General features: G+C 46.1%; 9 protein-coding genes and 1 pseudogene. 2 read left to right on the top strand and 8 right to left on the bottom strand.

Going from position 1 to position 11,577, the window contains the following annotated elements:
* Position 1: 1 nt before the first annotated feature.
* The 4 genes and pseudogenes from QM717_RS07275 to QM717_RS07290 form a co-directional block, all read right to left on the bottom strand.
* A complete protein-coding gene (locus QM717_RS07275; RefSeq protein ID WP_415036344.1) occupies positions 2 to 451 on the bottom strand; it encodes a GNAT family N-acetyltransferase in 450 nt (149 codons plus the stop codon).
* A complete protein-coding gene (locus QM717_RS07280) occupies positions 451 to 1,437 on the bottom strand; it encodes a DUF4837 family protein (protein ID WP_415036346.1) in 987 nt (328 codons plus the stop codon). The genes QM717_RS07275 and QM717_RS07280 overlap by 1 nt, the downstream gene beginning before the upstream one ends.
* Before the next feature lie 51 nt (positions 1,438 to 1,488).
* On the bottom strand, positions 1,489 to 3,780 hold the full coding sequence (locus tag QM717_RS07285) for a LysM peptidoglycan-binding domain-containing protein (protein ID WP_415036348.1): 2,292 nt from the start codon (positions 3,778 to 3,780) through the stop codon (positions 1,489 to 1,491).
* A 368-nt stretch (positions 3,781 to 4,148) separates the two neighbouring features.
* A pseudogene (locus QM717_RS07290) lies at positions 4,149 to 5,337 on the bottom strand (phosphoglycerate kinase).
* 117 nt (positions 5,338 to 5,454) lie between these two features.
* Between QM717_RS07290 and QM717_RS07295 the strand changes: the two are divergent.
* Together QM717_RS07295 and QM717_RS07300 are read left to right on the top strand one after the other, a co-directional pair.
* Positions 5,455 to 6,603 carry an ATP-binding protein gene (locus tag QM717_RS07295; RefSeq protein WP_415036350.1) on the top strand — a complete coding sequence of 383 codons (1,149 nt, stop codon included), beginning with the start codon at positions 5,455 to 5,457 and terminating at the stop codon, positions 6,601 to 6,603.
* A 4-nt stretch (positions 6,604 to 6,607) separates the two neighbouring features.
* Positions 6,608 to 7,006 carry a DoxX family protein gene (locus tag QM717_RS07300; protein WP_415036352.1) on the top strand — a complete coding sequence of 133 codons (399 nt, stop codon included), beginning with the start codon at positions 6,608 to 6,610 and terminating at the stop codon, positions 7,004 to 7,006.
* Here the strand turns inward: QM717_RS07300 and QM717_RS07305 are convergent.
* The 4 genes from QM717_RS07305 to QM717_RS07320 form a co-directional block, all read right to left on the bottom strand.
* The gene (locus QM717_RS07305) at positions 6,983 to 9,268 is read right to left on the bottom strand and encodes a helix-turn-helix domain-containing protein (RefSeq protein WP_415036354.1); all 2,286 of its coding nucleotides are present in this window, start codon (positions 9,266 to 9,268) and stop codon (positions 6,983 to 6,985) included. The genes QM717_RS07300 and QM717_RS07305 overlap by 24 nt on opposite strands.
* A gap of 97 nt (positions 9,269 to 9,365) precedes the next feature.
* On the bottom strand, positions 9,366 to 9,968 hold the full coding sequence (locus QM717_RS07310) for an OmpH family outer membrane protein (protein ID WP_415036356.1): 603 nt from the start codon (positions 9,966 to 9,968) through the stop codon (positions 9,366 to 9,368).
* A 243-nt stretch (positions 9,969 to 10,211) separates the two neighbouring features.
* Complete coding sequence (locus tag QM717_RS07315; protein ID WP_415036358.1) at positions 10,212 to 11,066, bottom strand: class I SAM-dependent methyltransferase; 855 nt, start codon at positions 11,064 to 11,066, stop codon at positions 10,212 to 10,214.
* On the bottom strand, positions 11,066 to 11,542 hold the full coding sequence (locus tag QM717_RS07320) for a hypothetical protein (RefSeq protein ID WP_415036360.1): 477 nt from the start codon (positions 11,540 to 11,542) through the stop codon (positions 11,066 to 11,068). The genes QM717_RS07315 and QM717_RS07320 overlap by 1 nt, the downstream gene beginning before the upstream one ends.
* Between the last annotated feature and the right edge of the window lie 35 nt (positions 11,543 to 11,577).

Here is an 11,577-nt window from a genome sequence, read left to right on the forward strand (position 1 = left end):
ATCAGGACTTTTTCATTTCGATGTGTGGGATGTCGTCCTCGAGGTACATTTCGCTGGTCTGCACAAAACCATGGCTTTCGTAAAATTTCTTGAGGTATTGCTGGGCCGATATCGTAATCTCTGTGGTTCCGAAATATTGTTCTATTCCCGAAATGGCTTCGCGCATGAGGTCATGTCCCCATTTCTTATCGCGGTAATCCGGATCGACAACGACGCGTCCGATCGATGGCTCGGCGAAATAATCACCGGCTTGAAACAAACGCGCGTAGGCGACAATCGTTCCATCCAAGCTCCCGATGACATGCAGTGCTTTCGCATCTTTTCCATCGATATCCTGGTAGACGCAATTTTGTTCGACGACAAACACTTTACTGCGCAATTGCAACACCGAATACACTTCTTGTGCAGAAAGTACGTTAAACGGCTTTATTTCGAATTGGAGTGTATCCATTATTTCTTCCTGTTCTTTTTCTTTAAAAATTCAACCGATTTGATGATGGCCTCGAGCTCGAACATCAAATCCCTTTTTTCCTTCGATGGCGCGTAGCAAAATCCCTCGAGCACCAGCGCGCGTTTGTTGGCGCGGTCAATGATCGTGTAGTTGATGAACGGTCCCGACATGAAATCGTTCTTGAGTTCCCAGGTGCCTTTCATCTCATAGGTTTCCTTGCCCTTGATCTTGATGTGGAACAGATAGGGCGAATAGGAATCCTCGGTGATCATCTGCGTGCCGCGCGCCGTGCCATGGATGTACAGATTTCCGATCGAATCGCGCATGCGGATGATGTTGTTGGCCACATTCTGCCCGTTCTTGATTTCACCGATTGGCACTTGGTAGACCAGAATGCTTGTGTTGCCGCTCGTGATTTCTTTCTTGAACCATACAAACTTCTTGCGCCTCATGACCATATTGTATCCTTTGGGTACATCTAGTGTAATGTTGAACTTATCCGTTATTTTTTGGGTGTTGGCCAGCGCGGTGTCGATGGCTTTTTGGTTTTCGAGGATTTCGGTTTCGCGCATTTTCTCGATCATCTCGGGCGCATAAGCTTCGATGGTATTGAGAATTGAGGCCGCGGTTTTACCCGAAATATGGAATACATTCTGCGGCGAGGCAAATTCGTTTTGGATGAGCTGGAAACGGTTTTCTTCTTCTTTCTTGACCACGATGATGTTGCGGCTGTTGGTCATGTAGCCCTCGAGCAAACGTATCGGGTATTGGTTGATTGTAAAAAGCGGTTCTTCCTTGGGCAAACCGATTACCGGAGAGGCGAACTTGTTGCGGATGCTGTCGCCTACTTCCCCATTCCACAACTGGTCGTCGATGATGACCGAAATGGTGTTGATGTTCCCGGAAGCTTCTTTTTTCTCGGATTTGGGCGTGCAGCAAAAAAACAGAAGGGTCAGAAAAGGCAATAAAAAAAGGGCCTTTTTCATAATTTTTCGTTTTATGAAATCAGCCCTAAATTTAGGTACAATTTTTTGCAATTATCCGCTTATTTTCAATTTCATGCCCGGTCTTACCGAATTTCCACTGATGCCGTTCCATTTCTTGATGTCCGAAACGGTGATTCCCGGATATTTCTTGGCGATGCTGAAAAGCGAATCGCCTTTCTTGACATAGTAATGTTCTTCTTTCTCGACTTTGGATTTTTCTTTCCTGGTCTGTTTTTCGGCCACTGGCTGGCTGTTGTCGATCACGAGTTTTTTGCCCACGACAAGTTTGTTTCCGGGCTGGATGTTGTCATCCTCGAGCTCGTTCCATTCTTTCAAATCCGAAACCGCCACGCCATTTTTCTTGGCGATCAGGCCAAGATTGTCGCCTTTTTGCACGATGTAATCCACATTCCTGATTTCGGTACGCGGGGCTTCCTGCTCGGCCACTTCGGTTTCACCATTGGCGATATCGGCTACTTTCAATTTGCTCTCCAGACGGATGGTGTTGTCCGAAAGGTTGTTCCATTTTTTCAAATCCTCGACCGAAATATTGTGCTTGCGCGCAATCGAGCTCAGGTTGTCGCCTTTTTGTACGATGTAAAAATCTTCCGGTTTCTCGATGCTGTCTTCCGCTTCGTCGCGTTTGGTTTTTTCCACCGCCGCAATCGCGCGATCCGATTTGATTTCTTTTTTGACCGTCGTCACCACGCGTTCGTTGGTTACGATCTTGAGCTTTTGCCCGAGTTGGACATTGTTGCTTCTGAGCTTGTTCCATTTCTTGACTTCGGCAATCGTCACGCCATATTGATCGGCAATTTCGCCCAGGTTATCGCCACGCTTGACTTTGTGGAATTTAGTCACATCCTTAAACGAAACGACTTTTTCTTCTTTGTACGATTTCGGCGCGGCCGCCTCGGTAGACGCTACGCTCGAAGTGGTGTCGATGACCACGGTTTTAGGTGTCTTTTCCTTCTTCTCGCGGATTGCCACCCTTTCATCGACTACGATCTTGAGGTTTCTGCCCAGTGGCGCCTTGTTACTTTTGAGTTTGTTCCAACGCTTGATTTCGGCAATCGAAACATTGTATCGATCGGCTATTTCACTGAGGTTATCGCCACGGCGCACCTTGTGGTATTTCGTCTTGGAAACCAGGTAACTGTCGCCATTTCGTGCCGAATCACGTGAAACCAAGTTTTGCAACGAAGAAGAAAACGGTCTTTCTTTTTTGCTTTGTTCGTATTGTACGTAAGCGTAAACCTTGTCCTCGTTCGCCGTGAAAATCGCAATCTTATCGAGCGGCAAACGCAAGGCATGCATCTTGTCTTTGTAGGCCGGAATCACGTTGAGTTTGTACGATGGGTTGAGCATCTGCAATTGCGCCACCGGAACATCCAATAAATCGGACAATTGCTTGAACGTGATCTGTTGCTTGACCATGATCGTATCGGTCTGGAAATGCTTTACCAAAGCGCGATCCGGTACGATGCCGTGTTCTTTGTGGTAGGTATAAATGTACATGGTCGCCAAGAAAGCCGGTACATAACCCGCGGTTTCATTCGGCAAGTACTTGCGGATGTTCCAGTAATTCTGGCGTCCGCCCGAACGACGGATGGCCTTGGCCACGTTGCCCGGCCCTGAATTGTAGGACGCCAAAACCAAATCCCAGTCACCGAAAATCTTGTACATGTTGGTCATGTATTGCGCGGCGGCCTCACTCGATTTGAGTGGGTCGATCCTTTCATCTACATAAGAGTCGATGCCGAGGTTGTATTGCTTGCCCGTTTGGTACATGAACTGCCAAAGTCCGGTGGCTCCAACACGCGAAACGGCTCTAGGATTCAAAGCCGATTCGACAATCGCCAAATATTTGATTTCAAGCGGAACGTTTTGTTTGGCCAATGCTTCTTCGAACACCGGGAAATAATATTCGGAAACCGCCATGAGTCTTTCGTAAGCTTTCTTGCGGTTTTTGAGGAACGATTTGATGATGTTTTCGAGCCCTGGGTTGTATTCGATATTGAATGGCGATTTCGCATCCATCTCGGCCAATCTTTTCTTGAGCAGTTCGGTCGGTAAATCGTAGTCTACTTTCTGATCAAGGTTGATGGTTTTGATGTCGGTCGCCAGTTCGTTGTAAAGGTCAAGGCTCGTCAATTCCTTCATCCACAGGCTGTCCACACAGGCCGCCATATGGTCTTTTACAAATGTTTTTTTGATGGAATCGAGGTAGGAAATCTTCACTACCGGTTGCGCGTAGCTGTTGTTTTGGGAAGTGTCCTGGGCAAAAAGTCCGCCCGTGACGAGTAATAAAATTGATAAGGTGGTATTCTTCAGATTAATCATACTTACGTTGTTATTGTCGGAAAATTGGCATTGCATTCCGACTTTAAATTCGTATTTATTTTATGGGTTCGCCTTTGTTTTTGGGGTCAAATGCGATACAATAGATTATTTATCAAACAATTAGATAACGCAAAAATAGTAATCTTATAATAAAATCACCTAATTCTGTAACGTAAATTTAGCTTTTTTAGTGTTAATTATGAAATCCACAATTTACGAAAATCGCTTTTTTAGCCTCGAAAACCTTTAATAAACATAACTTTTTCGGTTGTTTTCGCGCATTTTCTGCCAAAAGTTAAAATTCAAACTTTAACGATTTGCCATTTTTGCAACGTCCGCCTAACAAAAGTCCTGCCACATCGCTTTTTTTAATCCAAAATAGCGGCGATGCCCGGCAATGTCCTGCCTTTCGAGCATTTCGAGCATGGCCCCTCCTCCGGTGGAAACATAACTCATCTTGGGCTCGAGTCCGAACTGTTTCACGGCCGCCACCGAATCGCCTCCGCCGACCAATGAGAATGCACCGTTTTTAGTGGCTTCTGCGATAAAATTTCCAAGCTCAATCGTACCATTGGCAAAATTCTCCATTTCGAAAACCCCCAGTGGGCCGTTCCACAAGATGGTTTTTGATTCGAGGATGACTTTTTTGAATTGTTCCAGCGATTTCGGTCCGGCATCGAGTCCTTGCCAGCCTTCCGGAATTTTATTTACATCGACTTCTTGGGTTTGGGCATCATTGGCAAAAGCGTCTGCAGCGATAACATCGACCGGCAAATGGATCTGTACATTTTTCTGTTTGGCTTTTTCGAGGATTTCGAGCGCCAGGTCCATTTTGTCGTCCTCGCAGATCGAATTTCCGATTGTTCCACCGAGCGCCTTGATGAATGTAAAAGTCATCCCACCACCGATGATCATGTGGTCGATTTTATCGAGAATGTTTTCAATGACCGTAATCTTAGAGGATACTTTTGATCCGCCAAGCACCGCCGTCACCGGTTTTTCGCTGTTGTTCAATACTTTGTTCAGGCTTTCGATTTCCTTGGCGAGCAAAGTCCCGAAGCATTTGTCGTTCGGGAAAAATTGTGCGATGATCGTCGTCGAGGCATGGGCCCGGTGGGCCGTCCCGAAAGCATCGTTGACATAAATATCTCCGAGCGCAGCGAGGTTTTTTGAAAATTCGACATCGCCGGCTTCTTCTTCCTTGTGGAAACGCAGGTTTTCGAGCAACAAGACTTCGCCTGGTTTCAAATCGGCGGCGGCTTTTTTTGCTTTTTCGCCTACGCTTTCCTCAGAAAATTTGACCTCGACACCCAAAACTTCTGAAGTTTTCTTGACGATGTGCTTCAAGGAATACTTTTCTTCCACGCCTTTCGGACGCCCCAGGTGCGACATCAGGATCACGCTTCCGCCATCGGCCAGGATTTTATCGATCGTGGGTTTGGCCGCTTCGATTCTTGTGTCGTCGGTGACGTTGAAATTTTCGTCGAGCGGCACGTTGAAATCGACACGGATTAAGGCTTTTTTGTGGTTGAAATTGAAGTCCTGAAGCGTTTTCATTGGAAGGTTTTTTAAATTGATTTTCGCAAATATAGGTTTTTTAAGTTTTTGCCCAAAAAGCAACTCCGATAACAAAACTGTTTTCCTACTCCAACTTTATTGCGTTATATTTGCCTCATGCGGTTTTCAGACATTTTAGGACAGGATTACATCAAGAACCATTTGGTCAAGAGCGCGACTTCGGGCAGGATTCCGCATGCGCAACTGTTTGTTGGCCCGGAAGGTTGCGGCACTTTGCCGATGGCCATTGCCTATGCGCAGTACATTCTGTGCAACAATTCCGGAAACGAAAATGAGGGCGGAAACGAATCCTGCAACCTCAAATTCGAGTCGATCTCGCATCCCGATCTGCATTTCGTCTATCCGACCGTAACGACCGAAGACGTCAAATCGAAACCCAAAAGCATCGACTTTATTGGCGATTGGCGTGACTTGCTGACCCAAAATCCGTATGCGGGTTTGTTCGATTGGTACCGTACCTTGGGCGTACAAAACAAACAGGGCGAAATCCGGGTCGAGGACGCGCAGGAAATCCTCAAATCATTGGCGCTCAAATCCTACGAAGGCGGTTACAAGGTCATGATCATCTGGATGGCCGAAAAAATGAACATCTCGGCCTCGAACAAATTGCTCAAACTGCTCGAAGAACCTTCCGACAAAACCCTTTTCATCCTGATTGCCGAAAACGAGGAAGACATCATCCAGACCATCCGCTCGCGCTGCCAAGTCTTGCAATTCAACCGACTCAGCGACAAGGTCATCGCCGATGCACTGGTTTCACGTGAAAACATCGATGCGCGTTCGGCTTCCAAAATCGCACACCAGGCCCAGGGCAATTTCAACAAAGCCTTGCAGTTGCTCTCCGATGATGGCGAGGACGTGTATTTCGAAAAGTGGTTTGTCGACTGGGTCCGCGGGGCTTTCCGCGCCAAAGGCAATGCGGCGGCCATCAACGACTTGATTGCGTGGAGCGAACAGATCGCTTCGCTCGGCCGTGAAACCCAAAAAAAATTCCTGCATTATTGCATCGATATGTTCCGCCAGGCTTTGCTGCTCAATTACCAGGCAACCTCATTGGTTTACATGGAACCCAAAATCGAAAAATTCAAGCTCGAAAATTTTGCGCCGTTCGTCAACGGTAACAATATAAATGATATCTTTAAGGAACTTTCCGATGCCGTTTACCATATCGAACGCAACGGGAACGCCAAAATCATCCTGACCGATTTGTCGATCAAGCTGACGCGTCTCATCCATAAAAAATAAGCCTATGTTCAACATCGTCTCGGTTAATATCGCTTCGATTTTAGTGTTGGTTTTGCTCGCGGTAACTTTCATCCAGTCGGGCTACGACAAGGTCATGGACTGGAAAGGCAACCTCGAATGGCTCAAGGAACATTTCGCCAATACGTCGCTCAAAAACCGTGTGCCGCTGGCCTTGCTGCACATTTTGGTTTTGGAATTGATTTCGGGGATTTTGTGTACCGTGGGCGTAATCCAATTGCTCGTGAACCAGAACCGGACCTATGGTTTGTACGGTGCGATTTTCTCGTGCATCACGCTGATTATGCTGCTCTACGGGCAACGTTTGGCCAAGGATTACGATGGCGCACGCACGATCGTGATTTATTTTATCCCTGCCGTATTAGCCGTTTTTTGGCTCAGTTAACGAAAGACTGGCCTTGAAAATCTTGAGCTCGTCCCAGGTGAAACGGTTGCCGTATTGTTCCTTTAACCCATTGAGCGATTCTTCGTTGTAGCCTTCGAACGCCTCGGCCAGTGCATCGATTTTGTCCTGCGGGAACACCTCGGTGATACCGATTTCCTTCATTTGAACCAACTTGGCAATGTGTGTCGAAATCGTTTGTGCCGTCAGTTTGCGGATTTCGGCGATTTCCTTGATCGAATTTTGGGCGTGCCACAATTCCAGGGTTTCAAGCACGGTGTTTTTCTTCGGTTCTTTTTTGGGCTTCTTGGAAACGTAGCGTTCGAGGTCTTCCTCGTCTTCAATCAGTGTGACATTTTTGACTTTGTACGCCGTGCTGACCGCCTCGATTTTGTGGTTTCGGTAGTTCCGGATTTCGCTCGTATGGAGGTTTTCCTTAGAAATTTCTTCTCCTGACACAATCGTTTCCATGAGCTTTTTCGCCTTGAGCAGTTGCAGGACGGCCTTGGTCTGCAGTTCTTCCAAAACGAGTAGTTCCTCGAAAAATGCCTTGGCTTTTTTGGTGCGCTTGACCTCCTCGAGTTTCCACAGAATTTCCGAAACCAAATGGTCCATCGATTTATAAAAATAATCGAATGCGGCATTGATTCGTTCGCTGACAAACATCCAATCGACGATTTGCTGCGCAAAAATTTTATCAAGCTGCCCCATGAATTTTCCCGACGGATCGAGCAATTGGTCCATGTTTCCCAAATTGCTGGCCGCCCAAGCCGCGTGTTTCGATTTGGGCGAATTGGCCGCCTCCTGGTTGTAGCTGAAACGGTGGTTGCGCCATTCCTGGGCAAGATTCTTCCAATCGAAGCTGTTTTTGAGGTAGTTGTGGATGAAACTCCGGCTTTCGGATTGGAGTTCATTTTCCAAAATTTCCTCATCGGCTTTGTTCTCCGAATACTCCATGACTTCCTGGTCGCTCGAAATGCCATTCATACGCAACGGAGCAAGCAAAATAAGCCCGTTTAACGAACGCAAACGCGAAAGGGCGACATAGGCTTGTCCGGGCAGGAAAACTTGCGATACGTCGAGCGCTGCCTTGTCGAAGGTCAAACCTTGGCTTTTGTGGACGGTAATGGCCCAGGCGAGTTTGATCGGGTAATGCGTAAAAGTGCCCAAAACCTCCTCCTCGATTTCCTTGGTGGCCTCGTTGACTTTGTAGCGGATGTTTTGCCATTCGTAGCGCTCGACCTCGATGGTCTTGTCTTCTTCGGGAAAATGTACGCGGATTTCGTTTTCCGAAAGCGATTGGACGACGCCCATTTTTCCGTTGAAATAATTTTTCTCAAACGACAGATCGTTTTTGACAAACATGACCTGCGCGCCTAGCTTGAGCAGCAGTTTTTCATCGACCGGGAAAATCTTTTCGGGAAAATCACCCACGATTTCAGGAAGGAAAGCAATCTGTTGCCCCGCCAAATCCCCAAGCGATTGGGCATTCATCGCATCAGCTTTGGCGTTGTGCGTGGTCAGGGTGATGTAGCCTTTGTTGGCCTTGAGATCGAAATCAGGCCGGACGAATTCATTCAAGACGGCCATGTCGTGTTGCGAAATCTGGTTGTTGCGCAAGTTGTTCAGGATCGATATGAAACGGTCGTCGGTTTGCCTGAAAATCTTCGAAAGCTCGATGTACAACGGCGGATTGCGTTGGATGACATGCGAATGGAAAAAGAATTTGCCCTTGTAATATTGGCGCAAAACGGCCCATTCCTCGTTTTTGACCACCGGTGGCAACTGCAGCAAATCGCCAATAAACAGGACTTGTACGCCGCCAAATGGTTTGCTGTTTTGCCTGACGGATTGCATCATGAAGTCGATGGCATCGAGCAGGTCGGCACGCAGCATACTGACTTCGTCAATGACGAGCAGTTCCATGTTTCGGATGACCGATTTCTTGAGTCCGCTCATCTTGAAATGCCGGCGCAAGGTGGCCTTCGATTCGAATTTGACAAAATCGGAGAAATGCGGCGCGCGTTCTTCCGGAATAAATCCCGCAAACGGCAACTGGAACATCGAGTGGATTGTGACCCCGCCCGCATTGAGTGCGGCGATGCCCGTGGGCGCCACGACGACGACGTTTTTGTGTGTCGTCCGGATGATTTCACGGAGCAAGGTCGTTTTCCCGGTTCCGGCCTTTCCGGTCAGGAAAATGGAACGCTGCGTTTGGTTGATGAACCGTAGCGTATAGGATGCGGCTTCTGATAAGGTTTCCATGGCGTAGAGTTTAGTCGGTAAAAGTATTAAAAACCTGTGATTCAATCAATAAAAAAGCCTCCAAACTGAAGGAGGCTTTCTATAGTGTAGGCTTGATTTATTTCTTTTTTTCGATGGCTTCCAGCTCTTTCTTGGCTTCGGCCTTGACATCGCCTTCTTCTTTTTTGCCTTCGGATTTGTATTGGTCGTTGAGCAATTTGGTCACATCCTTGGTGATGTCGTATTTTTCTTCGGCATACAGGATCGAAACCGCCTCGCCCGTTCCAAAAACATAGGCATAACCGTTTTTCTTGCCGTAATCCTTGATGAATTTCTTGACCTTACTTACCATCGAATCGGCTTCAACGCCTTGCTCCTGGCGCAATTGGCGCAGCATGGCTTCCTGTGCATAGCTCAACTGTTGCTCTCTTTTCGACAATTCTGCCCCTTTTTGTTGTGCCCATGCCTGTCCGTTGGCCTGTGCATTTCTTTGGAAATTGCTGGCCTCTGCCTTGAATTTGTTGATTTCTGCTTCGAGTTCGCGGCCCATTTCTTCCGATTTGGCCTTGTATTTCGCCTCGAGGTCTTTGGCTTCGGTATATTCTTCCATCAATTTGGAAGTATCCACATAGGCTGTTTTTATTTCTTTGACATCGGCTGCTTTCTGGTTGCAGGAGATGATCGAAACTGCAAGTGCAATAAGTACGATTGATTTTTTCATCTGATGGTCTCTGTTTTTTAATTCGCCCCAAAAGTATAAAATTTTTGCACCATAATTTTTTCGGTCGAAAAACTTTGGATTTTTATTGGGTTTTGCGGCTATAATTGTTTTTTATTTCGGTTTTAACCTCGATTGTTTTCTCTTATTAAAATCGGCTTCAAATAAAGCCGTCTAAGCGCGTTTCTAAAATTCGGTAGTGGCTTGGGTATTCGTTGGTGTTTGCGTTAAAGAACGACGTTTATTTTACGTTTTAGCGTTTTTGAGCACATAAATATGCGAAGAATACTCTTTGGTAGCGGCCGCTTTGGCATTGGACTTCCAGCCGGTCAGAAAAGCGCTGATGAAATTCATTTTTCCGGTTTTGTATTTTTCGGAAAGCAACGAAACATAAAACGCATCGAATTTCATCGGCAACACTTTTTCGAGTTGCAAATTTTCTTTCTCAAATAAAATGGAAATTGCCGTTTTGGAGAAATGCCACAAATGTCTCGGCACATCATAAGCAGCCCAAAATGTTCCATAGTATTTTGCGTCATGCGAATTGAAATTGGGAACTGCAATTAAAATGGTGCCAGTTGGTTTGAGCAAACGTTTCAATTCCTTGATTTGGTCTTCAAGGTTTGGCACGTGTTCGAGCACGTGCCACATCGTAATCACATCAAAAGAATGGTCTTCAAAATCCGACAATTTTTCTTTGAATGAAATGCCTTTTGGGATGGCGATTGATTTCGCTTTTTCAGAAGGTTCGATCCCCGAAATTTCCCAACCGTCTTTTTGCACGACAGCCAAAAAATCACCAGTCCCCGCTCCGATGTCCAACAGTTTTCCTTTTTGCAGTTGCAGCGAATTGACCAAATTCAATTTATTTTGGAGCGCGATGTTTTTGATGAATTGGTACATTTTTTCAAACAGCGAACGTTTGCCGTCGGTATGCGAAATGTAATCGTCGCTTTCGTAATATTTGCCCAGGTCTTTTTCTGCCGGTTGCGGATGCGTGATGAGCAGGTCTAAAGTTTCATCGCGGTGCAATTCGAAAGTTTCCCCAGAAACAGAATGGTCTTTAACGGTTAAAAATAAATTGGCTTTTGAAATCTCCATTATTGGCTGATGTATTCATTTTTTAAATCTTCAAGGTATTTCACGGTGATGTTTCGCAAAAGTGAACGTTCTTCGAGGCAATCTTCATTGTAGGCATTGATCACCGAAATCGCTATAAATTTTCGGGTATTGCTGTATTGATCACTTTTGGTTTCTTCATTGATCGGCGAATAATTGGCACTGTTGAAATACTTCTCGAAATCGGAGTTGTCGTACACGATCAATTTGTATTTGTCTTTGTGCATGGTTACCCAAAGTTCCCTTTCGAAATAATTTGCCGTGTTGTATTTCTTGGCCAGGAATTGTTCAATCTGATACGGCGCCTTTACATTGTTTTCAAAAATAAACGCATGGAGGTTTTTCCCGCCAATATTTGGCTGGCCATCGGCAACGACAATATAGTCGGGTATTTGCACCGTGGGTCTTGCACCAACGCAACTTTGCAGCACAAAAAAAAGAAACAGCAAAGCTGTCATCCCTTTAATGATACGGTTTGAGGCAAGTCGTTTCA

It is taken from the genome of Flavobacterium sp., assembly GCF_047602195.1.
In the GTDB taxonomy this organism is placed as follows: domain Bacteria; phylum Bacteroidota; class Bacteroidia; order Flavobacteriales; family Flavobacteriaceae; genus Flavobacterium.